This window comes from Pseudomonas sp. LBUM1645 (assembly GCF_059716185.1).
On record NZ_CP166811.1, the window covers coordinates 5,360,295 to 5,386,077 of the forward strand.

Annotated in this window: 27 protein-coding genes and 1 pseudogene; 17 read left to right on the forward strand and 11 right to left on the reverse strand. The window is 58.9% G+C overall.

What is annotated here, in order from left to right:
* Nucleotides 1-120 precede the first annotated feature (120 nt).
* Together ACA079_RS24230 and ACA079_RS24235 are read right to left on the reverse strand one after the other, a co-directional pair.
* Nucleotides 121-717 carry a tRNA-uridine aminocarboxypropyltransferase gene (locus ACA079_RS24230; protein WP_497701210.1) on the reverse strand — a complete coding sequence of 199 codons (597 nt, stop codon included), beginning with the start codon at nucleotides 715-717 and terminating at the stop codon, nucleotides 121-123.
* 4 nt (nucleotides 718-721) lie between these two features.
* The gene (locus ACA079_RS24235; RefSeq protein ID WP_007945995.1) at nucleotides 722-1,615 is read right to left on the reverse strand and encodes a LysR family transcriptional regulator; all 894 of its coding nucleotides are present in this window, start codon (nucleotides 1,613-1,615) and stop codon (nucleotides 722-724) included.
* A 365-nt stretch (nucleotides 1,616-1,980) separates the two neighbouring features.
* Between ACA079_RS24235 and speB the strand changes: the two genes are divergently transcribed.
* The 6 genes from speB to ACA079_RS24265 all read left to right on the forward strand — a co-directional run bounded on the left by speB (nucleotide 1,981) and on the right by ACA079_RS24265 (nucleotide 7,565).
* Complete coding sequence (speB, locus tag ACA079_RS24240; RefSeq protein ID WP_008153224.1) at nucleotides 1,981-2,931, forward strand: agmatinase; 951 nt, start codon at nucleotides 1,981-1,983, stop codon at nucleotides 2,929-2,931.
* Nucleotides 2,932-2,940: 9 nt separating this feature from the next.
* Complete coding sequence (locus ACA079_RS24245; RefSeq protein WP_497701211.1) at nucleotides 2,941-3,348, forward strand: YybH family protein; 408 nt, start codon at nucleotides 2,941-2,943, stop codon at nucleotides 3,346-3,348.
* A gap of 54 nt (nucleotides 3,349-3,402) precedes the next feature.
* Nucleotides 3,403-4,914 carry a purine-cytosine permease family protein gene (locus ACA079_RS24250; protein ID WP_497701212.1) on the forward strand — a complete coding sequence of 504 codons (1,512 nt, stop codon included), beginning with the start codon at nucleotides 3,403-3,405 and terminating at the stop codon, nucleotides 4,912-4,914.
* Nucleotides 4,915-5,067: 153 nt separating this feature from the next.
* The gene (locus tag ACA079_RS24255; protein WP_415770739.1) at nucleotides 5,068-6,447 is read left to right on the forward strand and encodes a sodium:solute symporter family protein; all 1,380 of its coding nucleotides are present in this window, start codon (nucleotides 5,068-5,070) and stop codon (nucleotides 6,445-6,447) included.
* Between the two features lie 85 nt (nucleotides 6,448-6,532).
* Nucleotides 6,533-7,258 carry an MBL fold metallo-hydrolase gene (locus ACA079_RS24260; protein WP_497701213.1) on the forward strand — a complete coding sequence of 242 codons (726 nt, stop codon included), beginning with the start codon at nucleotides 6,533-6,535 and terminating at the stop codon, nucleotides 7,256-7,258.
* 55 nt (nucleotides 7,259-7,313) lie between these two features.
* Nucleotides 7,314-7,565 (forward strand): acyl carrier protein, encoded by a 252-nt coding sequence (locus ACA079_RS24265; protein WP_497701214.1) that lies wholly within the window; start codon nucleotides 7,314-7,316, stop codon nucleotides 7,563-7,565.
* A gap of 68 nt (nucleotides 7,566-7,633) precedes the next feature.
* On the opposite strand, the gene ACA079_RS24270 is transcribed toward ACA079_RS24265, so the two are convergent.
* Together ACA079_RS24270 and ptrR are read right to left on the reverse strand one after the other, a co-directional pair.
* Complete coding sequence (locus tag ACA079_RS24270) at nucleotides 7,634-7,762, reverse strand: PA1414 family protein (RefSeq protein ID WP_007914492.1); 129 nt, start codon at nucleotides 7,760-7,762, stop codon at nucleotides 7,634-7,636.
* A gap of 139 nt (nucleotides 7,763-7,901) precedes the next feature.
* Nucleotides 7,902-8,795 carry a putrescine utilization regulator PtrR gene (gene ptrR / locus ACA079_RS24275; protein ID WP_497701215.1) on the reverse strand — a complete coding sequence of 298 codons (894 nt, stop codon included), beginning with the start codon at nucleotides 8,793-8,795 and terminating at the stop codon, nucleotides 7,902-7,904.
* 103 nt (nucleotides 8,796-8,898) lie between these two features.
* Between ptrR and ACA079_RS24280 the strand changes: the two genes are divergently transcribed.
* Nucleotides 8,899-10,080 carry an MFS transporter gene (locus tag ACA079_RS24280; protein WP_497701216.1) on the forward strand — a complete coding sequence of 394 codons (1,182 nt, stop codon included), beginning with the start codon at nucleotides 8,899-8,901 and terminating at the stop codon, nucleotides 10,078-10,080.
* Here ACA079_RS24280 and ACA079_RS24285 read toward each other — a convergent pair.
* Together ACA079_RS24285 and ACA079_RS24290 are read right to left on the reverse strand one after the other, a co-directional pair.
* Entirely contained in the window at nucleotides 10,025-10,957 is a 933-nt protein-coding gene (locus ACA079_RS24285; protein ID WP_134422133.1) for a DMT family transporter, read from the reverse strand. The two genes, ACA079_RS24280 and ACA079_RS24285, sit on opposite strands and share 56 nt — an antisense overlap.
* A 129-nt stretch (nucleotides 10,958-11,086) precedes the next feature.
* Nucleotides 11,087-11,923: a CvfB family protein gene (locus ACA079_RS24290; RefSeq protein ID WP_033056115.1), complete on the reverse strand. Its 837-nt coding sequence runs from the start codon at nucleotides 11,921-11,923 to the stop codon at nucleotides 11,087-11,089.
* Nucleotides 11,924-12,274: 351 nt separating this feature from the next.
* Between ACA079_RS24290 and ACA079_RS24295 the strand changes: the two genes are divergently transcribed.
* From ACA079_RS24295 to ACA079_RS24305, 3 genes are all read left to right on the forward strand, one after another.
* A complete protein-coding gene (locus ACA079_RS24295) occupies nucleotides 12,275-12,463 on the forward strand; it encodes a PFL_1563 family small protein (protein WP_017337097.1) in 189 nt (62 codons plus the stop codon).
* A gap of 219 nt (nucleotides 12,464-12,682) precedes the next feature.
* Entirely contained in the window at nucleotides 12,683-13,399 is a 717-nt protein-coding gene (locus ACA079_RS24300; RefSeq protein ID WP_497701217.1) for a TorF family putative porin, read from the forward strand.
* 81 nt (nucleotides 13,400-13,480) lie between these two features.
* On the forward strand, nucleotides 13,481-14,350 hold the full coding sequence (locus tag ACA079_RS24305; protein WP_497701218.1) for a DUF6279 family lipoprotein: 870 nt from the start codon (nucleotides 13,481-13,483) through the stop codon (nucleotides 14,348-14,350).
* A 96-nt stretch (nucleotides 14,351-14,446) separates the two neighbouring features.
* On the opposite strand, the gene ACA079_RS24310 is transcribed toward ACA079_RS24305, so the two are convergent.
* Entirely contained in the window at nucleotides 14,447-14,839 is a 393-nt protein-coding gene (locus ACA079_RS24310; RefSeq protein ID WP_497701219.1) for a transcriptional regulator, read from the reverse strand.
* A gap of 176 nt (nucleotides 14,840-15,015) precedes the next feature.
* Here ACA079_RS24310 and ACA079_RS24315 point away from each other — a divergent pair, with 176 nt between their 5' ends.
* Complete coding sequence (locus ACA079_RS24315) at nucleotides 15,016-15,750, forward strand: DUF899 domain-containing protein (protein WP_497701220.1); 735 nt, start codon at nucleotides 15,016-15,018, stop codon at nucleotides 15,748-15,750.
* A 169-nt stretch (nucleotides 15,751-15,919) separates the two neighbouring features.
* Nucleotides 15,920-16,195 (forward strand): hypothetical protein, encoded by a 276-nt coding sequence (locus ACA079_RS24320; RefSeq protein ID WP_497701221.1) that lies wholly within the window; start codon nucleotides 15,920-15,922, stop codon nucleotides 16,193-16,195.
* A gap of 71 nt (nucleotides 16,196-16,266) precedes the next feature.
* Here the strand turns inward: ACA079_RS24320 and ACA079_RS24325 are convergent, their stop codons facing one another.
* The gene (locus ACA079_RS24325; RefSeq protein WP_497701222.1) at nucleotides 16,267-17,613 is read right to left on the reverse strand and encodes a DEAD/DEAH box helicase; all 1,347 of its coding nucleotides are present in this window, start codon (nucleotides 17,611-17,613) and stop codon (nucleotides 16,267-16,269) included.
* Between the two features lie 193 nt (nucleotides 17,614-17,806).
* Here ACA079_RS24325 and ACA079_RS24330 point away from each other — a divergent pair, with 193 nt between their 5' ends.
* Entirely contained in the window at nucleotides 17,807-19,105 is a 1,299-nt protein-coding gene (locus tag ACA079_RS24330) for a mechanosensitive ion channel family protein (protein WP_497701223.1), read from the forward strand.
* A gap of 108 nt (nucleotides 19,106-19,213) precedes the next feature.
* On the opposite strand, the gene ACA079_RS24335 is transcribed toward ACA079_RS24330, so the two are convergent.
* From ACA079_RS24335 to ACA079_RS24345, 3 genes are all read right to left on the reverse strand, one after another.
* A complete protein-coding gene (locus ACA079_RS24335) occupies nucleotides 19,214-20,080 on the reverse strand; it encodes a carboxylate/amino acid/amine transporter (RefSeq protein WP_497701224.1) in 867 nt (288 codons plus the stop codon).
* A 338-nt stretch (nucleotides 20,081-20,418) separates the two neighbouring features.
* Entirely contained in the window at nucleotides 20,419-21,018 is a 600-nt protein-coding gene (locus tag ACA079_RS24340; protein WP_497701225.1) for an FMN-dependent NADH-azoreductase, read from the reverse strand.
* A 150-nt stretch (nucleotides 21,019-21,168) separates the two neighbouring features.
* A complete protein-coding gene (locus ACA079_RS24345; RefSeq protein ID WP_129442039.1) occupies nucleotides 21,169-21,483 on the reverse strand; it encodes a 3-phosphoglycerate kinase in 315 nt (104 codons plus the stop codon).
* A 49-nt stretch (nucleotides 21,484-21,532) separates the two neighbouring features.
* Here ACA079_RS24345 and ACA079_RS24350 point away from each other — a divergent pair, with 49 nt between their 5' ends.
* The 4 genes and pseudogenes from ACA079_RS24350 (at nucleotide 21,533) to ACA079_RS24365 (ending at nucleotide 25,752) form a co-directional block, all read left to right on the forward strand.
* On the forward strand, nucleotides 21,533-22,456 hold the full coding sequence (locus tag ACA079_RS24350) for a PA3225 family LysR-type transcriptional regulator (protein WP_046048083.1): 924 nt from the start codon (nucleotides 21,533-21,535) through the stop codon (nucleotides 22,454-22,456).
* A gap of 14 nt (nucleotides 22,457-22,470) precedes the next feature.
* A pseudogene (locus ACA079_RS24355) lies at nucleotides 22,471-23,276 on the forward strand (alpha/beta fold hydrolase).
* Between the two features lie 3 nt (nucleotides 23,277-23,279).
* Complete coding sequence (locus tag ACA079_RS24360) at nucleotides 23,280-23,837, forward strand: peptidylprolyl isomerase A (protein WP_008153188.1); 558 nt, start codon at nucleotides 23,280-23,282, stop codon at nucleotides 23,835-23,837.
* Between the two features lie 82 nt (nucleotides 23,838-23,919).
* Nucleotides 23,920-25,752 carry an ABC transporter ATP-binding protein gene (locus ACA079_RS24365; protein WP_497701226.1) on the forward strand — a complete coding sequence of 611 codons (1,833 nt, stop codon included), beginning with the start codon at nucleotides 23,920-23,922 and terminating at the stop codon, nucleotides 25,750-25,752.
* Nucleotides 25,753-25,783 lie beyond the last annotated feature (31 nt).

Below are 25,783 nucleotides of genomic sequence, written 5' to 3' on the forward strand. Positions count from 1 at the left end.
GCCGGGATTTTCTGTGATTGTTCTATCGCCATCGCGAGCAAGCTCGCTCCCACATTTTTGATCACCGCAGATCCCCTGTGGGAGCGAGCTTGCTCGCGATGAGGCCCGCACAGGCAATGATTATTTCGGCCCATGATTTCGTTGATAAGTCTCTTCACCCATCGCCGCAATCTGCCCCTCGATCAACGCTTCGAACGGCCGTAGCAACGGCTCAAAAGTGGTCGGCGCTTCGAGGGTCTGCAACGCCTGAACAATCGCCTCCACCGTCGACAACGCGCCCGGCCCCGGTGCTTTGCGCAATCGATACCTCGACACCCCGCCCTGCGCCAACGTCACCCTCGGCAACGCCGCCAGCAGCGGGTTGAGGTGCAGCATCTTGCGCGCCTTGCGCCAGGTGCCGTCCGGAACCACCAACAACATCGGTTCATCATTTAGCGTGTAAGCCTGCAACGGCTGCGCATCATCGGCAGGAAAAAGCAGCCGCGCCTGATAACCCGGTTGATTCAACAGCGCCGGCAAATCCTCGAACACCTCGCCCACTATCAACTCGGCATTCTTCAACCCCAATGCTGCCAACCGCGCGGTGTTCAGCGCATGGTTCACTTCGCTGGGATGCTGCAGCAGCAACACCCGGGTGCGGCTGTCGAGGCTCGGAATCAGCGGGCACAAACAGTGAGTTTGTGGGCGCAGGCAGCGCGGACATTGGATTCTGGACATTTTTTCAAGCCTGATTCAGTTGCGCTTTGAGCAGGTCGCGGAAGGTCTGGATCAGCGGCTCGCGGCTGCGGCCACGACGCACGATCATCGAGAACGGCGCCTGATAGCCGAAGGTCGCCGGCAGCAGCACTCGCAAATCGCCCTTGTCAGCCCACGCCTGGGCGTAGTGCTCCGGCAGGTAACCGATGTAGGCACCGGACAGCACCAGAATCAGCTGCGCCTCCATACTTTCCACCGTCGCCGCGCTGTGTTTGAAACCGTGGCGTGCCAGTTCCGCCTGGCTCCAGTAGCCGCGGCCAACCATGCGTTGCTGAGTGATGACTTGCTCGGGAATGCGCCGTTCTGTGAACAGCGGATGACGACTGCTGCAATACAACCAGTGTTGTTCGCGGTACAGCGGCATGTAGACCAGACCGCTCATGCGCGTGGAGAACGCGCCGATGGCCAGGTCGAGACGGTTGTCCTGCACGCCGAGTTGCAGTTCGTAGGGACTCATCACCGAGAGGTGCAAATGCACGGCCGGGTGTTCCTGACTGTAGGCGCCAATAGCTTCGGCGAAGGGCAAGGCCTTGTCGCTGACGGTGGAGTCGATGACGCCGAGGTTCAAGGTGCCGCGCAGTTCGCCCTTGAGCGCCGCGGCGTATTGCTCGAAGCCTTCGAGTTCGCCGAGCAGACGCAGGGTTTCCTGATGGAACAGCTCGCCTTTACTGGTCAGGCTGAAACCACCCCGGCCGCGATGGCACAGGACCAGGCCGAGGGCAGCTTCGAGCTGGCTCATGTAAGTGCTGATGGCCGAGGTCGAGAGGTTGAGCTCTTGCTGGGCGTTGGCAAACCCCTGATGGCGAACCACGCTGACGAAGATTCGCAGGAGTTTCAAGTCGGGTAATGCGTTGGCCATGGGGTTCTCCAGCAAAAACACACGTAGACGATGAGACCTGTAGCAGCTGTCGAGCAGCGCGAGGCAGCGTTCGGCTGCGAAGCAGTCGTGAAATCAGGCGACGCGGTGTTTCAGGAAAACCTCGCGCTTAGGTCTTACGACTGCTGCGCAGCCGAACGCAGCCTCGCAGGCTCGGCAGCTGCTACATAAGGCATTGCGAGTCTATCGCTGTCATTGGCATTAGTTTAGAAAAATCTGAACTAAGTATTTGCCCGTAGCGATTCTTCCCGGCCACTACATTTCGCAGAATCACCCCACAGCGGTTCCTGCGTCTCCCCGACCTGCGCAACCGACATAAATAAAACAACGACGATGAGGCCCTACCCGTGGACAAGATTCTTCACCAACCACTGGGCGGCAATGAAATGCCGCGCTTCGGCGGCATCGCCACCATGATGCGACTTCCCCATGTGCCAACCGCTGCCGGTCTGGATGCTGCCTTCGTTGGCGTCCCGCTGGACATCGGCACTTCCCTGCGCCCAGGCACCCGTTTCGGACCTCGCGAAATCCGCGCTGAATCGGTGATGATCCGCCCGTACAACATGGCCACCGGCGCTGCACCGTTCGACTCGCTGTCGGTTGCCGACATCGGTGACGTGGCGATCAACACGTTCAACCTGCTGGACGCGGTACGGATCATCGAAGAGTCCTACCACAAAATCCTCGAACACAATGTGATCCCCCTGACCCTCGGCGGCGACCACACCATCACCCTGCCAATCCTGCGTGCGATCCATAAGAAGCACGGCAAGGTCGGCCTGGTGCACATCGACGCTCACGCTGATGTGAACGACCACATGTTCGGCGAGAAAATCGCCCACGGCACCACCTTCCGTCGCGCTGTCGAAGAAGGCCTTCTGGATCCGGACCGCGTGGTGCAAATCGGTCTGCGCGCTCAGGGCTACACCGCTGACGACTTCAACTGGAGCCGTAACCAGGGCTTCCGTGTGGTTCAGGCCGAAGAGTGCTGGCACAAATCCCTGGCACCGCTGATGGCCGAAGTTCGCGAGAAAGTCGGCGGCGGTCCGGTGTACCTGAGTTTCGACATCGACGGCATCGACCCAGCGTGGGCGCCAGGTACCGGCACCCCGGAAATCGGTGGCCTGACGACCATTCAGGCGATTGAAATCGTTCGTGGCTGCCAAGGCCTCGACCTGGTCGGTTGCGATCTGGTAGAAGTCTCGCCCGCTTACGACACCACCGGCAACACCTCGCTGCTGGCCGCCAACTTGCTGTACGAAATGCTCTGCGTACTGCCTGGCGTGGTCCACCGCTGAGGATTGGTTGTGAACGAACGTGATCAGGTACTCAAGGCTGCTGCCGATCTGGTAACCGCCTTCACCCGTAATGATCGCGAAGCCTACTTCGGTGCGTTCAGCACCGACGCGAGCTTCGTGTTCTACACCCTCGAACAGCCCCTGCTGTCGCGCGATGCCTATCAGGCGTTGTGGGACACCTGGCGCTCGGAGGATGGCTTCGAGGTGCTTTCGTGCACCTCGAGCAACGCCTTCGTCAGCCTGCAGGGCGACGTGGCGATTTTCATTCATGACGTGGCCACCGAGCTGCGCATGCAAGGGGAGCAACACTTCAGCCAGGAGCGCGAGACGATTGTGTTTCGCCGACAACAACAAGGCCCATGGCTGGCCTGCCACGAACATTTGTCCGCGATGCCGGAAGGGCTGCCAACCCCTTAGCCAAACAGGTGACGCTCACACACGATGAGCGCGCCTTTATGATCGGAGCTGATCATGAATAACAACAACAAAGACCAAAGCCTTACGCACATTGAAACCTACGGGGTCGAACAGATCCCGGACAGCGAACGCACCGCAGGCCCGACGGATTTGTTCCGGATGATCTTTGGGGGTTCCAACACTTTTGCCACCGCCGTGCTCGGCAGTTTCCCGGTCCTGTTCGGCCTGTCTTTTCAGGCGGGCGTCTGGGCGATTGTGCTGGGTGTGTTGCTGGGCTCGCTGATCCTCGCGCCCATGGGCCTGTTCGGGCCGATCAATGGCACTAACAACGCCGTGTCTTCCGGTGCGCACTTCGGCGTGCACGGGCGGATCGTCGGTTCGTTTCTGTCGCTGTTGACCGCCATCGCCTTCTTCTCGCTCTCAGTGTGGAGTTCGGGTGATGCGCTGATCGGTGGCGCGAAACGCCTGATCGGTCTTCCGGAAACCGACCTGACCCTGGGCCTGGCCTACGGTCTGTTCGCGATCCTGGTGCTGACCGTTTGCATCTACGGTTTCCGCTTCCTGCTGTGGGTCAACAAGATCGCGGTATGGAGCGCCAGCCTGCTGTTCCTGCTGGGCATCTTCGCCTTCATCGGTCCGTTCGATGTGAACTACGCCGGCACCGTCAGCATGGGTCAACCGGGTTTCTGGGCCGCCTTCATCGGCGCTGCACTGGTCGCCATGAGCAACCCGATTTCCTTCGGCGCGTTCCTCGGTGACTGGTCGCGTTACATCCCGCGTGACACCTCCAAGCGCCGCATCATGGCCGCCGTGGTGATCTCGCAGATCGCAACCTTCATCCCGTTCCTGTTCGGCCTCGCCACCGCCACCATCGTAGCGATCAAGGCGCCGGACTACATCGCCGCCAACAACTACGTCGGCGGTCTGCTGGCCGTTTCGCCGAGCTGGTTCTTCCTGCCGGTGTGCCTGATTGCGGTGATCGGCGGCATGTCCACCGGCACCACCTCGCTCTATGGCACCGGGCTGGACATGTCCAGCGTGTTCCCACGGGTACTGTCACGGGTCAAGGCCACGCTGCTGATCGGCGTGATGTCGATTGCCTTCATCTTCATCGGGCGCTTTGCGGCGAACCTGGTGCAGAGCGTGTCGACCTTCGCCGTACTGATCATCACCTGCACCACTCCGTGGATGGTGATCATGATCATCGGTCTGCTGGTGCGTCGCGGCTTCTACTGCCCGGATGACCTGCAAGTGTTCACCCGCGGCGAGAAAGGTGGTCGTTACTGGTTCACCCATGGCTGGAACTGGCGTGGGCTGGGTGCCTGGATCCCGAGCGCTGCGGTGGGCTTGTGCTTTGTGAACCTGCCTGGGCAGTTCGTGGGTCCGCTCGGTGAACTGGCCGGCGGAATCGACATCAGCTTGCCGGTCACCCTTGGCCTGGCGTCGCTGGTGTACCTGGCGCTGTTGAGCCTGTTCCCGGAATCGGCCGCGGTGTTCGCTCCAAACGATCCACGTAGCAAGGGCACGGATGCCCTCGTTAAACCGGCGATGCGACAAGTCGCCTGATTAAACGCATTACCTGTGGGAGCGTGGCTTGCCCGCGATGAACGATGACGCGGTGTCTCTGAGAGACCGCAGCGCCTGAATCGCGAGCAAGCTCGCTCCCACAAGGGATTGATTTTCGCCTCACATAAAAAAGACAATCGGAGACACGCCAACATGGCTTTGGATTTATTCGTCGTACTCATCTACGCCGCCGCGATGCTGATACTCGGCTACTACGGCATGCGCAAGGCCAAGACCAACGAAGACTTTTTGGTTGCCGGTCGTAACCTCGGCCCGAGCCTGTACATGGGCACCATGGCCGCCACCGTTCTGGGCGGCGCGTCCACCGTCGGCACCGTGCGCCTGGGCTACGTCCATGGCATCTCCGGTTTCTGGCTCTGTGCGGCCCTCGGTTGCGGGATCGTGGCACTGAACCTGTTCCTCGCCAAACCGCTGCTGAAACTGAAGATCTACACCGTTACCCAGGTATTGGAAAAACGCTACAACCCGATGGCCCGCTCCGCGAGCGCGGTGATCATGCTGGCGTACGCGCTGATGATCGGCGTGGTCTCCATCCTGGCCATTGGCACCGTGCTGCAAGTGCTGTTCGACCTGCCGTTCTGGCTGTCGGTATTGGTCGGCGGTGGCGTGGTGGTGATTTATTCGGCGATCGGCGGCATGTGGTCCCTGACCCTGACCGACATCGTTCAGTTCGTGATCAAGACCGTGGGCCTGATGTTCATCCTGTTGCCAATCTGCCTGTACCGCGTCGGTGGTTGGGATGAGTTGGTGTTGAAACTGCCGGCAACCGCCTTCAGCTTCACCACGATTGGCTGGGACACCATCATCACCTACTTCATGATCTACTTCTTCGGGATCCTGATCGGCCAGGACATCTGGCAGCGTGTGTTCACCGTCAAGAGCGCCAAAGTGGCTCAAGTCGCCGGTACATTCGCAGGCTTCTACTGCATCCTTTACGGACTGGCTTGCGCCCTGATCGGCATGGCCGCTCATGTGCTGATCCCGGACCTGGACAACGTCAACAACGCCTTCGCCGCCATCGTCAAACTGTCCCTGCCGGACGGTATCCGTGGCCTGGTGATTGCGGCTGCCCTGGCGGCCATGATGTCCACCGCCAGCGCCGGCCTGCTCGCCGCTGCCACCACCCTGACCGAAGACCTGCTGCCGAAACTGCGCGGCGGTAAACAGTCGACTCTGGGCATCAACCGCCTGTTCACCCTGTTGACCGGCATCGTGGTACTCGGCATCGCTCTGGTCGTGAATGACGTGATCAGCGCCCTGACACTGGCGTACAACCTGCTGGTGGGCGGCATGCTGATCCCGCTGATCGGTGCGATTTTCTGGAAACGCGCAAACACCGCCGGCGCTATCGCCAGCATGGGCATGGGCTTCGCCACAGCGTTGCTGTTCATGTTCAAAGACGGTCTGGATGCCAACACCCCGATCTACTACAGCCTCGGCGTAGGTCTGGTGAGTTTCGTGGTGGTCAGCTTGCTGTCCCCTCGCCCTGCTGTGGTAGCCAGAGCCGCCTAAGCTGAACATAACGACTTGATGCTTTCTTCGACGGGTGTGGCGTCGGTTGCCACACCCGTTTTTTTTCGTCTGGAGAAAATCGTTTATGAAGATCGTCAGCCGCGATCAATGGTTCGAGGTGAAACAGCTCAGTGACGGCATTCGCCTGATTCACGAGCCTTACATCCGCCCCTTCTATCGCTGCAACCTCTGGCACATCCAGGGTCGCGACAAAGACTTGCTGCTGGACAGCGGTTCCGGGCTGGTCAGCCTGCGCGAGCAACTGCCGTGGATCACCGAACGGCCGTTGGTAGCCGTGGCCAGTCATTGCCATTTCGACCACATCGCCGGTCATCACGAATTCCCCGAACGGCTGGTGCATCCGGCTGAGGCGGACATCCTCGCCGCACCGGACGGCGACAACGATTTGAGTAAAGCCTTTGTCGGCGACGACATGTTCGAGGCTCACCCGGATTGCCCCTTGTGCTACGCCGAATACCGGGTCAAAGCCGCACCAGCCACAGGTTTGATCGAAGAAGGTGACGTGCTGGATCTGGGCAACCGCACGCTGCAAGTGCTGCATACGCCGGGGCATTCACCGGGCGGCATCAGCCTGTACGAAGCGGCGACCGAGACACTGTTCAGCGGCGACATCATCTACGACGGGCCGTTGATCGAAGACGCCTACCACTCCAACCTCGAGGACTACGCCCGCAGCCTGCAGCGTTTGCGCGAGTTGCCGATCCGCACGGTGCATGGCGGGCATTTCGGGAGTTTTTCCGGGGAACATTTGCGCACGATGATTGACGAGTGGCAGCGCGTGCACGCCTGAAGCCTGCTGTACTCAGCCCCAGGGACAACAATAATAACGCCCTCGAAGAACCGCCATGAAAAGAGCTGCCGTTCGTGCCATCGTGCATCGTTTCATCAGCCGCCTGCTGGAGGGTCAGGATGACTTCGACGACAACGCGAGCCTCGCGCAATTGGGATTGGATAAAGAAGATATCGAAGAGCTGATCTTCCATCTGGAAGATGAGCTGGGTTTGACGGCGTTTACGGCGGAGGAAGATCAGATGCTCAAGACCGCCAGGACGGCGAATGACTTGAGCCAGTTTTTGATCGAGATCGGGCGGCATTGACCTGTAGACCGCCAGGATCGTCCGAAGGCTCGGGCTGCGTTCGGACGATCTTTGAGACCTTGACGCGTTTACCGGCGGCGCTGCTGGCGTCGGCGTTGTTCGTCGTCAGTGCGAATAGGCACAGGTTGCAGTGGCGGTTCGATCAAACCGAGTGCAACACCCAGGTCGTGCAGCCAGTTTTGGATTTTCTCTTTCATGGTGCCCCCTTCAGGGTAGTGCCGAGTGGCCAAAATTCTGTAGCCACTTCGCACTGATAATAGTCCGAAGTCCTACGCAATGCTCGCCCAAAGTCGCAATGATCTGTTACTGAATTGATCAAAATACCTGACCGATAGTTCAAGCCATCGCCCGAGCCTGACTCGGCGCCGACGGATAGACCAATTGTTGCTGCTCAAGCCAGGCGTTCAAGTTCGCCCCAACCATGCCTTTGCGCCACATCAGCCACGTGGTGGCACTGGCAAATGGCTCGGCCAACGGATGCACCGCCACGCTTTCGCGGCCCGGCAGGCTGGCGAGCATCGACTCCGACATCAGCGCCACGCCTGAGCCGGCGATCACGCAGGCAAGCATCCCCGGATAAGACTCGATTTCTATCGCCCGGCCCATGGCCGCGTGGTAATGGGAGAACCAGGCTTCCAGGCGCATCCGGTAGGAACAACCCTGCCGAAACGTGAATACCGAGCGCCCTTCCACATCCAGCGCGCTGAGGATCGGCGGGTGATCGGCCTCACTGATCAGCACCAGCCGTTCGTCGCACAACGGCACGCCGTCGAGCCCGGCCAGTTCCAGCGGACCGTCCACCAACGCCGCATCGAGACGACCGGTGAGCAATCCTTCAAGCAATTCGCCGCTTGGCCCGGACTGCACTTGCAGGTTCACCGCCGGATAAGTGCGGTGATAACGCGCCAGCAACCCCGGCAGATGAATCGCCGCCGTGCTGTACATCGTGCCGAGTACGAAGTCCCCGGCTGGTTGCCCGCCCTGCACCGCCGCTTGAGCTTCGTCGCGCAGATTGAACAGCTTGGCGGTGTAGTCCAGCAGTACTTTTCCCGCAGGCGACAACTGCAAACGCTGACGTTCACGCACGAACAGTTCTACGCCGAGTTGCTCTTCCAGCTGTTTAAGTCGGGTCGACAGGTTCGATGGCACCCGGTGCAGGCGTTCGGCAGCGCGGGTGATGGAACCCTCCTCCGCTACCGCCTGGAAAATCCGCAATTGGCTGAATTCCACGCCATTCTCCAAATCAGAACAAGTTACTCACTATTATTCATTTTAAAAGAAAGTCAATCAGTCCTAGCCTGACGGTCATTGATCCTCTGTTGGAATTCAGACTATGTCTCCTCTGATTCGCTTACTCGCCAGTTTCATCGCACTGATGATGGCCATGGGCATCGGGCGTTTCGCCCTCACGCCTCAGTTGCCGCACCTACTCAGTGAAGGCCAGATTGACCTGACCGCCGCCGGTCTGATTGCCGCAGCCAACTACCTTGGCTACTTCGTCGGTGCAGTGGACGCGATGTTCTCTCGCCGCCCCGAGCAAGTCCGCCGGCGTTTGCTGGGCGGTTTATGGCTCTGTGTATTGCTGACGTTGGCCTCGTTCTGGGCCAACGGGTTTTGGTCCCATCTGGTGCTGCGGTTCGGCACCGGCGTGGCCAGCGCCTGGGTGCTGGTGATGATCACTGCGTTGAGCCAGCCACTGGCCGCGGCGGCCGGTCGCCCACGGCTTGGCGCCCTGGTATTTGCCGGACCGGGTTTGGGGATTTTTCTGACGGGCTTGTTGGCCTTGGGATCGAACCTGCTGGGGCAGACTTCTGCAGCCTTGTGGCTGGTGTATGCCGGCGTCGCTCTGGTGATGCTGTTGGGAATTCTGCCGTTCCTGCCGCAACCGACCGCCACGGTGGCAGCAGCACCGACCGTTACTACGCCAGGTAACCAAGGCATCGCCCGCTTAGGTGTGATCTACGCCTTGTACGGTTTGGGCTACATCATCCCCGCCACTTTCCTTTCGCAAATGGCCAACGCGCAGTTTCACGGTCAATGGATGGCTGATCTGTTCTGGCCATGCTTCGGCCTGGCGGCTGCTATCGGCGTAGTCCTGGTGAGTTTGCGTCGACATAACCCGAACGCTACCCGTCATTGGCTGATGGCGACGCTGTGGCTGCAAGCCGCCGGGGTGTTCGCCTGCCTGCTGGGCAGCGGCTCGGGTTTGGCGCTGGGCGTGATCCTCTGCGGCACGCCGTTCCTGGCCTGCATGCAGCTGGTGATGCAACGTTCCCGGGAACTGGCGCCCCACGCCACCCAGCGCAACGCAGGGATGCTGACGGCGTGCTTTGCCGTGGGCCAGCTCAGCGGGCCGTTGCTGGCAGCGCTGAGTAGCCATTTCAGTGGTGGTTTGCAACCCGCGCTGGTGTTCGCCGGCGGTGGTTTGATTGTCGCTGGCGGTCTGTTATTGCGCCCGGTCAGCTCTGCCCAAGTGCTTTGCGCAAACGACGGCGCACCCACTGCTCAGCGCTGACAAACGTGATGCCCAGCAACACCAGCACCGCGCCGACAACGAAGTTGAAACTCAGCTCTTCGCCCAGCAGTACCACGCCGAACGTGACGCCGAACAGCGGCGTCATGAACGAAAACACCGCCAGGTTCGCCGCCAGATAACGGCGCAACAGCCAGAACCAGGTCAGGTAACTGAAGAACGACACCACCAATCCCTGAAACAGCACACTGGCCACCGCCACGGTGGTCAGGCTGACATGGGTGACCTGGCCGCTGAGGATCGCAATCAGCAACAGGCCAACGAAACCGACGATCAATTGATAGAACAGCGTCAGCGTCACCGGCGCTTCCGACAGGCGCGAAGCGCGCACCACCACCGTGGTTGCCCCCCATGACGCGCCAGCCAGCACGCCCAAGGCATCGCCCATCAACATGCGGTGATCGAGGTTGTCCCACGACACCCCACCGGCAAACGCGATGGCGATCCCGACGAAGGCGAGGAAAATCCCCAGCCACTGGACCGGCCTTAAACGCTCACTCGGCAACAACCAATGAACGCCCAATGCGGTGAAGATCGGCGCGGTGTAAAGGAACACCGACATGTGCGCAGCCGTGGTCAGTTGCAGGCCTTCGGAAATGAAGAAGAACTCCAGGCCAAAAAGCGCGCCAGCCAGTAGTCCACCGCGCCAGGTGTTGCCCACTTGATCCCAGCCGCCCTTCCAGCAGATCAACAGTCCTACGAGCAACGCGGAAATACCCGAGCGCCCGGCGGCCTGCATGACCGGCGCGATGTCTGGCGCCGCCCACTTGATCATCACCTGCTGAATACCCCAGATCAGGCACAACCCAATCATCACTTGCAGGGCAAACCCATCGGCGCTGCGCCGGGTGGCGCTCACCGGAACACCTCGACAACACAAAACATGGCAGTCACTCGACAGTAAAAAGCAAAGCCCCGACACAGAGTCGGGACTTTTTCATCACAGCCCAACCCTATGCAATCGCGTTACATGAGGGCCGGCGCGAGGTCAGCTTAGTTCAATGCGATCAGCGTGAATGACGATCTGGCCGTTCTTGTACAACGCACCGATGGCTTTCTTGAAGTTACCCTTGCTCACGCCAAACATACTGCTGATCACCGTCGGGTCGCTCTTGTCGCTGACCGGCAGGCTGCCATTGTTGTCGCGCAACTTGGCGAGAATCTTCGAGTTGAGGCTGGTGGCGGCTTCTTCGCCGACCGGTTGCAGGCTCAGGCTGATCTTGCCGTCGGCACGGACTTCTTTGATAAAGCCCTTCTCTTCTTTACCGGCGCGCATGAACTTGAAGATTTCGTTCTTGTGGATCAGGCCCCAATGCTTGTTGTTGATGATCGCCTTGAAGCCCATATCGGTGGCTTCGGCAACCAGCAAATCAACTTCCTGGCCGGGGGTGTAGTTGGCCGGGGTCTTGTCGAGGTAGCGGTCCAGACGCGCCGTCGCGGTGATGCGGCGGGTGTGCTTGTCGAGGTAGACGTGCACCACGACATATTCGCCGGCGGTCATCTGACGCTTTTCTTCGGAGTACGGCAGCAACAGATCCTTCGGCAAACCCCAATCCAGGAAAACACCGATGCTGTTGACTTCAACGACTTTTAAACTGGCGAACTCACCGACTTGAACTTTCGGCTTTTCGGTAGTTGCGATGAGTTTGTCATCGCTGTCCAGATAAATAAAAACGTTGAGCCAGTCTTCATCTTCGCTGGGAATATCTTTGGGAATATAACGATTAGGCAGGAGGATTTCGCCATCCGCGCCACCGTCCAGATATAAACCGAAGTTAGTGTGTTTAACCACTTGCAAACTGTTGTAGCGCCCGACTAAAGCCATTTCCAATACCCTCATTGCGTGGGCGGCATTCTACCCGGTTTTGCGGGCCGCGTTCGCTGGCCAGCCCGGTGGCGCAAGAAAATCCTCTGAAGGGCTTAATTTTCCTGGGCTTTACCGCACGCGCCTGGCCGCTCGTCAGGCCGTTCTGGCGATTTTCGCACCTGTCCGCCGAGCGGAAAAGTGTAATTTTTCACGATCGTTCTTAGTTAAAACAGCAGCTTAGGGACCTATTCAGAATAATAACTTGTGATTAATTCTTCATCTGCCCTGTGTATTTCGGGGGGATATTTACCAAGCAATTGTCAAGTATTTCCTGTACGATGCTTGGCCAAGTTAATTTTCTATAGGTTAATGGCCGCCATGCGTGTAAAAGCATCCAACAGCAAAGCAAAGCCAGCTCCAGCCGTTGAAACCAGCGAATCGATCAACAACCAGATTGCTGCGTTCCTCAAGTCCGGCGGAGAGATCCAGCAAATTGCCAAAGGCGTCAGCGGCCAGACGTTCGGCCCGTCCAAGCAGATCACTCTGGGCAAGAAGTAACTTCCCCAAGATCCGCCGCGTCACCTGGTCCCTAAGCGCTTTGAGCTTCGAAGCGCTTGGACTGGAACCCTCCCCGCAACACCCCCACAAACAAACCAATATTTCAAAAATCGACGAACGGCCCTCGATGCCGAGCATTCGCCGGTATGCTTGCACACGTCTAGATCAAGCGTTTCAGTAGGTTTTTAGTGCCTGCTCGTCGCTGTCATGGAGTGACGCATGCTCAAACCCTCCTATTTGTTGCTCGGCAGCCTGCTGTCGTGTTCGGTCGCCAATGCGCAAATCTTTCAGCGTGAACTGGGCGACTTCGATCTCAAACTCGGCACCACCCCCAGCCGCAGCATGGCCCAAGGGCTGGTCAAACCTTCCAGCACCGGCTCGTTCCACGGTGGTCTCGACCTGAGTCACGACAGCGGTTTTTACGTGGGCCAATGGGCACCGAGCATGGGTTTAACGCCTGGGGCAAACCTTGAAGTCGACTCCTACATGGGCTTTAAACAGCCTTTCGATAATACCCTCGGGTACGAAGTCGGCATGATCCGTTACAGCTATCCGAAAGTGGACACCCTCGACAGCCAGGAGCTTTTCGGTGGCCTGACCTTTCTGGGCAGCCGTTTTGGCGCAGCCTTCAGCAACGACCCGGATAAACAGAACAGCACCGTGTTCGCCGACCTTGGCGGCAATCAGCCGTTTGGCATCGGGATCAGCATGAAATACACCACCCACCAGCTCAACACGCCGGTGTCCGTCGACGGTGGGTATGTAGGCAGTTTCACCGACTGGTCTGTGCAATTTTCCCGCCCGTTCATGGGCGTCGATCTGAACCTGATCTACAGTGATTCCAGCTTGAGCGGCAACAGCTGCTCCGCCTATTCCGGGCACAACAGCCAATGCGACGGGTTGGTCACCCTCAAGGCCGAACGCGCCTTTTATTGATCGGCTGAACTGCGAGGCTCATCCTGCGTTCACATAGAGAAGCACATTAAAAAAAGCCAGGCCTTCGCAAAGGATTCGCCCATGTCGCGCTGGTTGAAGTGTCTCGCCATCGTTATCACCCTCAGTCTCGCCCTCGGTGCGTGCAGCCGCGTGGGCCTGGCCTATCGCAACCTCGACGTAATCATTCCGTGGACGCTCAGCGACTACCTGGACATGAACGGCGAGCAGAAAGGCTGGTTCAACGAGCGCCTCAAGGAACACCTGAGCTGGCACTGCACCACGCAACTGCCGGGCTACCTCGACTGGCTGGACCGCTTGCAAGTCATGGTCGAGACCAACCAGGTCACCGACGCCGCGCTGCAAAGCCGCGTCCAGGAAGCCAAACAAGCCATCGCCCAGACCGCCCGGGAAATCACCCCGTCGGCCATTCAACTGTTACAGGGGCTGGATGACAAGCAAGTCGCGGAGATGAACGACGCCTTCGCCAAGGACCAACATAAACGCCAGACGCAATACCTCAAACCGTCTCTCGATCAACAGATCAAGGCGCGCAGCCAGCGTATGGAAAAACGCCTGAATGATTGGCTCGGACCGCTCAGCGCAACCCAACAGTTACGCGTTGTCGCGTGGTCCAACGCCTTGGGTGACCAGAATACGCAATGGATCGCCAACCGCGTCCATTGGCAGAAGCAGTTCAGTGCGGCTGTTACGCAGCGCCAGAGTCCAGAATTCCCACAGCGAATCGAGACGCTTCTGGTGAATCGAGAGAGCTTGTGGACGCCCGCTTATCGCCAGGCCTACGCCAGCACCGAAGCCCAGGCACGGGGGCTGTTTGTGGATTTGATGGCGGAAAGCACGCCGGAACAGCGCCAGCGGTTGTTGACGAAAATAGAAGGGGTACGCAAGGACTTCAACGATTTGAAGTGTTTGAAGGCGGCGCATCAAAGTTAGAAGATCAAAAGATCGCAGCCTTCGGCAGCTCCTACAGGATTACGCGATCCATGTAGGAGCTGCCGAAGGCTGCGATCTTTTGCTATAACCGCAATATCAGGCAATCTGCGCCTTCGACGCCACCCCATCAAACGTTACCTCATCCAGCGCATCCTCCTGCTCATCCAACACCTGCCGCGGATGGTCATTGCCCGGAATACTGCTGTCGATCAGGCTCAATAAACTCGAGCCCCGAGGCGTCAAAATGTAGTTCGAACCGTTGCCACCTTGATCCTCAGGCCGAGGCTCAATATAGCCGCGCGCCAGCAGTAACTTTTCATACTCACCGGCCACTGCTTTCAAATGATCCAGGTTCTCAATCTCCTCGCCGTTCGCCGCTTTCTCCGCCGCGTACTGCTCGGCGTAGGGCCGTGGCGTAAAGCTGTGGCCGGCGCTGTTCTGCACCTCGTGCAACAAGCGTTCAATCAAATCCCAGTTATAAGTCGTCATCCTGATCAACCTCCAGTACCCGCGAGTGAAATGGCCTTCATAGGTTGTGACCGGCGCGGTTCGTAGCCGTTCAGCCGAGGTTTTGAACAGCATCGACCGGCGGTATGTCGAATTGGGCGTAGGTCAAACGACTAGGTTGTGTAAGTCACCTCCCAGCATTCCGCAGGAGAATCCCAATGAACATTCAGAACCATCCCGTCGTCTCCCGAGAAGAATGGCTCGCCGCCCGTAAACAACACCTGGTCCACGAAAAAGCCTTCACCAAAGAACGAGACAAACTCAGCGCCGAACGCCGCGCCCTGCCCTGGGTGAAAATCGACAAGGACTACCGTTTCCAGGGCCCGAATGGCGAACTGAAACTGGCTGATCTGTTCGGCGGCCGTAGCCAGTTGGTCATCTACCACTTCATGTTTGGCAAAGGCTGGGACGAAGGCTGTTCCGGCTGCTCGTTCCTGTCCGACCACATCGACGGCGCCAACCAACACCTGGCCCATCATGACGTCGCCGTGGTGGCGGTTTCCCACGCACCGTTCGCCGAATTCCAGGCCTTCAAACGACGCATGGGCTGGAAATTCGACTGGGTGTCGTCAGAAGGCTGCGATTTCAATTACGACTTCGGCGTCTCGGCCCGAGCAGAAGACGTCGTCGCCGGTAAAGCCACCTACAACTACGAAAAATCCGACGGCGCCGAAGAAGAACTGCCTGGCCTCAGCGTGTTTTATCGCAACGAAGCTGGAGAGATTTTCCACACCTATTCCACCTATGCCCGAGGCCTGGACATGTTGGTCGGCGCCTACAACTACCTGGATCTCACACCCAAAGGGCGCAACGAAGAAGAAATCATGGAATGGGTTAGGCTTCACGATCGGTATGAAGACGAGGCCCCAGCCGGCTGCTGCCATGGGGGGTAGAGCATCTGCCGAACACCCTATCCCCAAACACCGAAAATCAACTGTGGGAGCAAGCTCGCTCCCACGAAACCGTCGCCCAAAAGGCGACCGGGTTTGGCATCTCTGAACTTTTTCCACACTTCAGCCCTCAACCGGATAACCCGCCTTAACCGGAAATGAGGCCCGCCCCATGAAAACCCTGCTGAAACTCACCCTCGCCGCCACCCTCGCCTGCGCCCTTCCCGTTTGGGCCTGCACACCCGAAGAAGCCACCATTAAGCGCGAACAACTGGCCAAGGAAGTCACCAAACTCACCGAGCAGAACCCAGCCAAAGCCAAGGAGATCAACGATGAGCTACAGAAGATGGATCTGGGGACGGCCAGCAAGGATCTGCCGGACAAGTGCCAGTTGATTGATCAGCGATTGAAGGAGCTGGGATCGGCGGAGAAAAAAGCCGAGGGTTGATCCATCTAAGGAATCCCAGGCATAAAAAAACCGGACACATGTCCGGTTTTTTATTGGGTCGCTACCGCGCTTTATTCAGCAGCCGGCGCTTCCGGCTTGCGGCGTTTCAGCGGGGCCATGCCGTCCTTGCTGACCAGCGACAGGGCGTCGGTCTTCGGGCGGTTGGCGATTTTGCGTTTGGTCGGTGCCTTGGCGCCGGTTTTTTTCTTGTCGCCTTTGGCGTCGACTTTTTTCTTCTTCACGCCAACGGCTTTGCCCGAGGCCTTGACCTTTTTCGGTCCGCCGTAGGTGCCTTTGACTTCCTTGATGGTGCGGCGCTCGAAGCTCTGCTTGAGGTAGCGCTCGACGCTCGACATCAGGTTCCAGTCGCCGTGGCAGATCAGCGAGATGGCCAGGCCATCGTTGCCGGCGCGACCGGTGCGACCGATGCGGTGAACGTATTCGTCGCCGCTGCGCGGCATGTCGAAGTTGATCACCAGGTCCAGGCCTTCCACGTCGAGGCCGCGAGCGGCGACGTCGGTGGCGACGAGGATTTTCACGCCGCCCTGCTTCAGACGGTCGATGGCCAGCTTGCGATCCTTCTGGTCTTTGTCACCGTGCAGGACGAACGCTTTGTATTCCTGCGCTACCAGGCGGCCGTAGATACGGTCGGCCATAGCCCGGGTGTTGGTGAACACGATGGCCTTCTGATAGGTCTCGTTGGCCAGCAGCCAGTTCACGATTTGTTCTTTGTGCTGGTTGTGGTCAGCGGTGATGATCTGCTGACGGGTGGTCGCATTCAGATCGCTGACGTTGTTGAGCTGCAAGTGCTCAGGATTGTTCAACACCTTGGCGACCATATCGCGCAGGCCCGAACCACCGGTGGTGGCGGAGAACAGCATGGTCTGCTGGCGGTTGGTGCACTCTTCCACCAGACGCTGGACGTCTTCGGCAAAGCCCATGTCGAGCATGCGGTCGGCTTCGTCGAGGACCAGTACTTCGACTTCCTTGAGGTCGAGGTTGCCGGCGTTCAGTTGCTCGATCATCCGGCCCGGCGTACCGATCAGGATGTCCGGCACCTTGCGCAGCATGGCAGCCTGGACCTTGAAGTCTTCACCGCCGGTGATCAGGCCGGACTTGATGAAGGTGAACTGAGCGAAACGCTCAACTTCCTTGATGGTTTGCTGGGCCAGCTCGCGGGTTGGCAGCAGGATCAGGGTCTTGATGCTGACGCGGACTTTAGCCGGGCCGATCAAACGGTTGAGGATCGGCAAAACGAATGCAGCGGTTTTACCGCTACCGGTTTGCGCTGTCACCCGCAGGTCACGCCCTTGGAGCGCCAGCGGAATAGCCGCTGCTTGCACAGGCGTTGGCTCGACAAATTTAAGCTCGGCCACGGCTTTGAGCAGGCGTTCGTGCAGGGCGAATTGGGAAAACACGGGTGCTACCTCGAAGAAATACAAAAAAACAGCTGCATAGGGTAACGGTTTCGAGCGCTAAGGCCGAGTTTCTTTATACAAACGGCGCTAAACAGTGGTTTTTTTGTTGCGTCTTTTGTCCTCAAACGTCATCCAAAGCGTCTTAAATGCTCTAATCGCCCCGTCGCGTCCTACAGAAGAACCGTTTTTGCCCATGGATATCAAACAGCTCTGGCTCAACGTCCAAGACCTTTGGGGTGCCCTTGATCAGCACCCGCTCCTGCATTCCAGCCTGGCATTGGTGGTATTGCTGGTGGTTGCGCTGGTCCTCGGACGAGTGGCGCGCTACCTCATTCTGCATGCGACAAAAATGCTCGGTCGCCAGCCGGCATTGCACTGGATCAATGACTTTCGGCATAACAAGGTCTTTCATCGTCTGGCGCAGATCACACCTTCGCTGGTGATCCAGTTCGGCTTGCACCTGGTGCCGGAGTTGGGCAAGACCAGTCTGATCTTCCTTGGCAATGTGGCGCTGGCGTTCACCATTCTATTCCTGCTGTTGGCGGTCAGTGCCCTGCTCAGCGCGCTGCTCGACATCTACGCGCGCACCGAACATGCACGTACCCGCTCGATCAAAGGCTACATACAACTGGCGAAAATGGTCTTGTACGTGTTTGGCGCGATCATCATCGTTGCCACCCTCATCGACCGTTCGCCGCTGTTGCTGCTGTCGGGGCTGGGCGCCATGTCGGCGGTGATTCTGTTGGTCTATAAGGACACCTTGCTGTCGTTCGTCGCCAGCGTGCAGCTGACCAGCAATGACATGCTGCGGGTCGGCGACTGGATCGAGATGCCGCAAGTCGGCGCCGACGGTGACGTGGTCGACATCACGCTGCACACGGTCAAGGTGCAGAATTTCGATAAAACGATTGTTTCGATTCCGACCTGGCGCCTGATGTCCGAGTCGTTCAAGAACTGGCGCGGCATGCAGCAGTCCGGTGGGCGACGGATCAAGCGCAGCCTGTTCATCGACGCCAGTGGCGTGCGGTTCATCCGCGATGACGAAGAGCAGAAGCTGTCCCAGGTGCATCTGCTGACTGACTACATCAGCCGCAAGCAGGCGGAGCTCAAGGCCTGGAACGAAGCCCAGGGGAATGTGGCGTCGATGTCGGCCAACCGTCGGCGGATGACCAATATCGGGACTTTCCGCGCCTATGCACTGGCGTATTTGAAGAGTCACCCGGAAATTCAACCGAACATGACCTGCATGGTTCGGCAGATGCAGACCACCGCGCAGGGGATTCCGCTGGAGATCTACTGTTTCACCCGCACCACCGTGTGGGCGGATTACGAGCGGATTCAGGGGGATATTTTCGATTACCTGCTGGCGGTGTTGCCGGAGTTTGGCTTGAGCCTTTATCAGCAGCCGAGCGGCGGTGATTTGCGGGCCGGGTTGCTTCCGGCCATGTTAGGCGCGAGCCATATCCCTGAACCCGAAAAACACATCATGTAGCCACACATTTCCTCCTGTGGGAGCGAGCTTGCTCGCGATGGCGGAGTGTCAGACGACATCAATGTTCCTGACCCACCGCCATCGCGAGCAAGCTCGCTCCCACAGGGATTAGTGTGCGATTGCCGGTTGGCGTACCCCCAACCGGCTAATCCAGACTGCCGCCAGAATGACTGCCCCACCCAGAAACAACCGCCCCAGCTCTTCATGCTGATTCCAGATCAGCAGATTGATCAGCAACCCCACCGGCACATGCAGGTTGTTCATTACCGCGAGCGTCCCGCCATTCACCAGGCACGCGCCCTTGTTCCACCAGTACAACCCGAGCGCAGTCGAGACCAGGCCGAGGAACACCAGCACGCCCCATTGCAGCGGTGCTTCGGGCAGGAAGTTCTGTTTGCCGAACAACAGAAACGCCGGCAACGCCACCGCCAATGCCCCCAGGTAGAAGTAACCAAAGCGCCGGTAATGCGGCAAATCGCTCGGATGGCGGGCCACCAGATGCTTGTAGAGCACTTGCCCGGCGGCGTAGGTGAAGTTGGCCAGTTGCAGCAGCAGGAAGCCCATGAAGAAATCCGGATTGATCCGGTCGTAGCGAATCACCGCCGCGCCCATCACCGCCACCAGTGCCGCGACCAATGCCCACGGATTGAAGCGCCGGTTCAGCGCATCTTCAATCAAGGTCACGTGCAGCGGTGTGAGGATGGTGAACAGCAACACCTCCGGCACTGTCAGCACCCGAAAGCTCAGGTACAGGCAAACGTACGTCACGCCGAACTGCAACGCGCCGATCAGCAGCATGCCGCGCATGAACGCCGGTTCAACCGAGCGCCAGCGGGTCAACGGAATGAACACCAGCCCCGCCAGTACCACTCGCACCAGCACCGCAAAGTAACTGTCGACATGACCGGCCAGGTATTCGCCGATCAAGCTGAAGGAAAACGCCTGAATCAGCGTGACAAAAAGTAGATAGCCCATGCTCGCCTCGTTTCGAATGGCGGCGACGATAGCGGTTTTTGCCTGTTATCGCGAGAACACACAGATCCCTGTAGGAGCTGAGCTTGCTCGCGATGGCGGTGTGCCAGCCAACATCAATGTTGAATGTGATACCGCTATCGCGAGCAAGCTCGGCTCCTACAGGATTGCGTGCAGCCAACCAAATCTCAGGCAAAAAAAAGCCCGATCTCGCTAAAGCGTTCAATCGGGCTACAGCACTCAGGAGCAACAAGTGCAAAGGGAGGTTCGATGCGCGTAAAGCCTTGAAGGGGTTGCGCCAGGTCACTTGAACATCAAGGGATTATCTGGCGATTAAAGCCTCAGGCGACGAGGGAAAGCTTGGCGTTGGCCTGGCTCAGGCCTTTCTCCTGGAAGTCACCGCCCAGGTTCATGCCTTCGGCGTGAATGAACGTCACGTCGTGAATCCCGATGAAGCCCATGACCTGACGCAGGTACGGTTCCTGGTGATCCGCGGTGCTGCCGGCGTAGATCCCGCCGCGGGCGGTCAGCACGTAGGCACGCTTGCCGCTGAGCAAGCCTTGCGGGCCGGTGTCGGTGTACTTGAAGGTCACGCCGGCACGCAGCACATGGTCGAGCCAGGCTTTGAGGGTGCTGGGGATGGCGAAGTTGTACATCGGCGCGGCCATGACCAGTACATCGGCGGCCAGCAGTTCGTCGGTCAACTGGTTGGAGCGTTCCAGGGAAACCTGTTCGATGTCGTTGCGCTGCTCGGCAGGTTTCATCCAGCCGCCCAGCAGGTTGATATCCAGATGCGGCACCGGGTTGAGGGCCAGGTCACGAACGGTGATCTGGTCGTTCGGGTGCGCGGTTTGCCACTGGCTGATGAAGGTCTGGGTCAGTTGACGCGAAACCGAGTCTTGCTGACGAGCACTGCTTTCGATGATCAGAACGCGGGACATGGGATGTAGCCTCCATCTGAGAATGCTGTAGGTCGATGGAGTGAAGGTTAAACAGAGTTAAATCGATGAAAAAGCGCAAATAACTGCTATAAACCATCAATAAATTCGTTTATAAGCGGAGCATGCCTGGCGGGCGTGCTCCGCTTGAGGTCATTTGGGGGTGCAGGTCAGTTTGATACGCATCTTGATGATGCTCCGGTTGAACTTGGCGGTGGCATTTTTGTGTTTACCAGCGGCCACTTCGATATTGCGGGTGCGTGGTGCTTCCGGGCCATTGTTGAAAACTACCTTACAGGCCGCATCGGTGGTGCCGTAGTTATTCACCTGAATGGAGGCGATGTCGCTATCCGTGTCATACGCGTTGTAGTCGATGCTCAAGCCGTTCAGCTGTTTTTCAACGTCGATCGGATAGGCAAACGCCGTCAGCGGCAGCATTGCCAACAGCACGCAACAGAATTTTTTCATTCAGCAGTCTCCAATAAGGACTGCCAGCTTAGGACAAGAGGAGCTATTCATGAAAGCGCCCCGCGTGACCCTTGATCAATGGCGAACGTTACAGGCCGTGGTCGACCACGGCGGTTTCGCCCAGGCCGCCGAAGCGCTGCACCGCTCGCAATCATCGGTGAGCTACACCGTGGCGCGCATGCAGGACCAACTCGGCGTGCCACTGTTGCGCATCGACGGCCGCAAAGCGGTGCTGACCGAAGCCGGCGGCGTGCTGCTGCGCCGTTCGCGGCAACTGGTGAAACAGGCCAGTCAGTTGGAGGACCTGGCCCATCACATGGAACAAGGCTGGGAAGCAGAAGTGCGGCTGGTGGTCGACGCCGCCTACCCGAGCGCCCGCCTCGTCCGCGCCTTGACCGCGTTCATGCCGCAGAGCCGTGGTTGCCGGGTGCGTCTGCGTGAAGAGGTATTGTCGGGCGTTGAGGAGGTGCTGCTCGAAGGCGTGGCCGACCTGGCCATCACCGGCCTGAGCATTCCCGGTTACCTGGGTGCGGAATTGAGCGACGTAGAGTTTGTGGCTGTCGCTCACCCCGAACACCCACTGCATCGTCTGAACCGCGAACTGAACTTCCAGGATCTGGAATCTCAGATGCAAGTGGTCATCCGCGACTCCGGCCGCCAACAGCCACGGGACGTTGGCTGGCTCGGCGCGGAACAGCGCTGGACCGTCGGCAGCCTGGCCACCGCGGCAACTTTTGTCAGCAGCGGCCTGGGTTTCGCCTGGTTGCCTCGGCACATGATCGAACGGGAACTCAAGGAAGGTCTGCTCAAGCTGCTACCGTTGGACCAGGGTGGCAGCCGCAACCCAAGCTTCTACCTGTACTCGAACAAGGACAAACCCTTGGGTCCGGCCACGCAGATTCTCATCGAACTGCTGCGCACTTTCGACACTGCGCCGCTGGATGCACCTTTCGCCGCCCCTGAACAAGCCTGACACGGAGTGTACGCATGGCCTATTTCGAACACGAAGGTTGCAACCTGCACTATGAGGAATATGGCCACGGCACGCCGTTGCTGCTGGTCCACGGGCTGGGTTCCAGCACCCTGGACTGGGAACAGCAGATCCCGGCGCTGTCGGCCCGCTACCGGGTGATCGTGCCGGATGTACGCGGCCACGGTCGCTCCGACAAACCCCGCGAGCGCTACAGCATCGCCGGGTTCAGCGCCGACCTGATCGCCCTCATTGAACACCTGAACCTTGGCCCCACTCATTACGTGGGCCTGTCCATGGGCGGCATGATCGGTTTTCAACTGGCCGTGGATCAGCCGCAATTGCTCAAGAGCCTGTGCATCGTCAACAGCGGGCCCGAGGTCAAACTGCGCAGCCGCGACGATTACTGGCAGTGGTTCAAGCGTTGGAGCCTGATGCGCGTCCTCAGTCTGGGCGCCATCGGCACGGCCCTGGGCGGCAAGCTGTTCCCCAAACCCGAACAGGGTGACCTGCGACAAAAAATGGCCGAGCGCTGGGCAAAAAACGACAAACATGCTTATCTCGCCAGCTTCGATGCAATCGTTGGCTGGGGGGTTCAGGAACGACTTTCGAGGGTCTCCTGTCCAACCCTCATCGTCAGCGCCGACCGTGACTACACACCGGTCTCGCTGAAAGAGACCTATGTAAAACTGCTGCCCGATGCGCGGCTGGTGGTGATCGCCGATTCGCGCCACGCCACCCCGCTGGATCAACCCGAAATATTCAACCAAACGCTGCTCGAGTTTCTCACCGCAGTCGACACCACTTCACTCAGGATCACTGACCCATGCTGAAAAAAATCGCCCTCGTCGCTGGCTCCGTTCTGTTTGCCGCCAACCTGATGGCCGCAACGCCCGCCAAGGCGCCGCACGTGCTGCTGGAAACCACTAACGGCCAGATCGAGATCGAACTGGACCCGGTCAAGGCGCCGATCAGTACCAAGAACTTCCTTGATTACGTCAACAGCGGCTTCTACAACAACACGATTTTTCACCGCGTGATTCCGGGGTTCATGATCCAGGGCGGCGGTTTCACTCAACAAATGCAGCAGAAAGAAACCAAGGCACCGATCAAGAACGAGTCCAAAAACGGTCTGCATAACGTCCGTGGCACACTGTCCATGGCCCGCACCTCTAATCCTGATTCGGCCACTAGCCAGTTCTTCGTGAACGTCAAGGACAACGACTTCCTCGACAGCGGTGATGGCTATGCGGTCTTCGGTAAAGTCGTGAAAGGCATGGACGTGGTGGACGTCATCGTCAACTCGCAAACCACCACCCGTGGCGGCATGAAAGATGTGCCAGCCGACCCTGTGTTCATCAAGTCGGCCAAAGTCATCGACTAAGCTACACAGGAAGTCTTGAGCGGCCGCCGGAGTGCGCCGCTCACACTGTTCAAAGGAGAGCCCGTGCGCGGGCGGAGAACTGATGCTTTATCGCCGTTTCGAGAAACTGATCGACATTTTCCGCGAGGCCCCGACGGCCGCTCCGCCGGATCGGGTTCTCCCTTTTTATACCTATTACTTGAAGCAGGTCTGGCCGAGTTTCGCCGTTCTGCTGCTCGTTGGTCTGATCGGTGCGCTGATCGAAGTGGCGCTGTTCAGTTACCTGAGTCGCATCATCGACCTGACCCAAGGCACGCCTAACGTCGATTTCTTCAAGGAACACGGCATCGAGCTGGCCTGGATGGCGGTGGTAGCCCTGGTTTTTCGGCCGATTTTTGTTGGCCTGCATGACCTGCTGGTGCACCAGACCCTGAGCCCCAGCATGACCAGCCTGATTCGCTGGCAGAACCACAGCTATGTGCTCAAACAGAGCCTGAATTTTTTCCAGAACGACTTCGCCGGGCGCATCGCCCAACGCATCATGCAAACCGGCAACTCACTGCGCGATTCGGCCGTGCAAGCGGTGGACGCGTTGTGGCACGTGCTGATCTACGCGATCAGCTCGCTGGTGCTGTTCGCCGAAGCCGACTGGCGCCTGATGATCCCGCTGCTGACCTGGATCGTCGCCTTCATCAGTGCCCTTTACTACTTCGTGCCACGGGTGAAGGAACGTTCGGTGGTGTCCTCCGATGCGCGCTCCAAACTCATGGGGCGGATTGTCGACGGCTACACCAACATCACCACCCTGAAGCTGTTCGCCCACACCAACTTCGAGCAGCAATACGCGCGCGAAGCGATCAAGGAACAAACCGAAAAAGCCCAACTGGCCGGCCGGGTGGTCACCAGCATGGACGTGGTCATCACCAGCATGAACGGCTTGCTGATCGTCGGCACCACCGGCCTGGCCCTGTGGCTGTGGACGCAGTCGCTGATCACCGTAGGCGCCATTGCCCTGGCCACCGGCCTGGTGATCCGCATCGTCAACATGTCCGGCTGGATCATGTGGGTGGTCACCGGCATTTTCGAAAACATCGGCATGGTTCAGGACGGTTTGCAGACCATTTCTCAACCGGTCAGCGTCACCGATCGCGAGCAGGCCAAACCGCTGACGGTCAGCCGTGGCGAAGTGCGTTTCGAGCACGTGGATTTCCACTACGGCAAGAAGAGCGGGATCATTGGCGACCTCAACCTGACCATCAAGCCTGGTGAGAAAATCGGCCTGATCGGTCCATCCGGCGCAGGCAAGTCAACCCTGGTCAACCTGCTGCTGCGCCTCTATGACGTGGAGGGCGGACGCATCCTCATCGACGGCCAGAACATCGCCGAAGTCGGCCAGGAAAGCCTGCGCGAGCGCATTGGCATGATCACCCAGGACACGTCCCTGCTGCATCGCTCGATCCGCGACAATTTGCTGTACGGCAAACCCGACGCCACCGACGCCGAACTCTGGGAGGCGGTGCACAAGGCCCGCGCCGACGAGTTCATCCCATTGTTGTCGGACTCCGAAGGTCGCACCGGTTTCGATGCCCACGTCGGTGAGCGCGGGGTGAAACTCTCCGGCGGCCAGCGTCAGCGGATTGCGATTGCTCGTGTGCTGCTCAAGGACGCGCCGATCCTGATCATGGACGAGGCCACCTCGGCGCTGGACTCGGAAGTCGAAGCGGCGATCCAGGAAAGCCTCGAAACCCTGATGCAAGGCAAAACCGTAATCGCCATCGCCCACCGGCTCTCGACCATCGCCCGCATGGACCGGCTGGTGGTGCTGGAAAAAGGCAAGATCGCCGAAACCGGCAGCCACGCCGAACTGCTGGCCCATGGCGGGTTGTATGCGCGGTTGTGGCAGCACCAGACGGGTGGATTTGTCGGCATCGATTGATATCGTGTGAATCAACACTGTCCCCTGTGGG

Coding starts and splice junctions, on each gene's coding strand:
- ACA079_RS24310 (WP_497701219.1), bottom strand. CDS start 14,839: ATGACGACTTATAACTGGGATTTGATTGAACGCTTGTTGCACGAGGTG.
- ACA079_RS24365 (WP_497701226.1), top strand. CDS start 23,920: ATGCTTTATCGCCGTTTCGAGAAACTGATCGACATTTTCCGCGAGGCC.
- ACA079_RS24315 (WP_497701220.1), top strand. CDS start 15,016: ATGAACATTCAGAACCATCCCGTCGTCTCCCGAGAAGAATGGCTCGCC.
- ACA079_RS24330 (WP_497701223.1), top strand. CDS start 17,807: ATGGATATCAAACAGCTCTGGCTCAACGTCCAAGACCTTTGGGGTGCC.
- ACA079_RS24320 (WP_497701221.1), top strand. CDS start 15,920: ATGAAAACCCTGCTGAAACTCACCCTCGCCGCCACCCTCGCCTGCGCC.
- ACA079_RS24230 (WP_497701210.1), bottom strand. CDS start 717: ATGTCCAGAATCCAATGTCCGCGCTGCCTGCGCCCACAAACTCACTGT.
- ACA079_RS24295 (WP_017337097.1), top strand. CDS start 12,275: ATGGCCGCCATGCGTGTAAAAGCATCCAACAGCAAAGCAAAGCCAGCT.
- ACA079_RS24290 (WP_033056115.1), bottom strand. CDS start 11,923: ATGGCTTTAGTCGGGCGCTACAACAGTTTGCAAGTGGTTAAACACACT.
- ACA079_RS24250 (WP_497701212.1), top strand. CDS start 3,403: ATGAATAACAACAACAAAGACCAAAGCCTTACGCACATTGAAACCTAC.
- ACA079_RS24350 (WP_046048083.1), top strand. CDS start 21,533: ATGAAAGCGCCCCGCGTGACCCTTGATCAATGGCGAACGTTACAGGCC.
- ACA079_RS24280 (WP_497701216.1), top strand. CDS start 8,899: ATGTCTCCTCTGATTCGCTTACTCGCCAGTTTCATCGCACTGATGATG.
- ACA079_RS24340 (WP_497701225.1), bottom strand. CDS start 21,018: ATGTCCCGCGTTCTGATCATCGAAAGCAGTGCTCGTCAGCAAGACTCG.
- ACA079_RS24260 (WP_497701213.1), top strand. CDS start 6,533: ATGAAGATCGTCAGCCGCGATCAATGGTTCGAGGTGAAACAGCTCAGT.
- ACA079_RS24270 (WP_007914492.1), bottom strand. CDS start 7,762: ATGAAAGAGAAAATCCAAAACTGGCTGCACGACCTGGGTGTTGCACTC.
- ACA079_RS24345 (WP_129442039.1), bottom strand. CDS start 21,483: ATGAAAAAATTCTGTTGCGTGCTGTTGGCAATGCTGCCGCTGACGGCG.
- ACA079_RS24265 (WP_497701214.1), top strand. CDS start 7,314: ATGAAAAGAGCTGCCGTTCGTGCCATCGTGCATCGTTTCATCAGCCGC.
- ACA079_RS24360 (WP_008153188.1), top strand. CDS start 23,280: ATGCTGAAAAAAATCGCCCTCGTCGCTGGCTCCGTTCTGTTTGCCGCC.
- ACA079_RS24255 (WP_415770739.1), top strand. CDS start 5,068: ATGGCTTTGGATTTATTCGTCGTACTCATCTACGCCGCCGCGATGCTG.
- ACA079_RS24235 (WP_007945995.1), bottom strand. CDS start 1,615: ATGGCCAACGCATTACCCGACTTGAAACTCCTGCGAATCTTCGTCAGC.
- ACA079_RS24305 (WP_497701218.1), top strand. CDS start 13,481: ATGTCGCGCTGGTTGAAGTGTCTCGCCATCGTTATCACCCTCAGTCTC.
- ACA079_RS24300 (WP_497701217.1), top strand. CDS start 12,683: ATGCTCAAACCCTCCTATTTGTTGCTCGGCAGCCTGCTGTCGTGTTCG.
- ACA079_RS24335 (WP_497701224.1), bottom strand. CDS start 20,080: ATGGGCTATCTACTTTTTGTCACGCTGATTCAGGCGTTTTCCTTCAGC.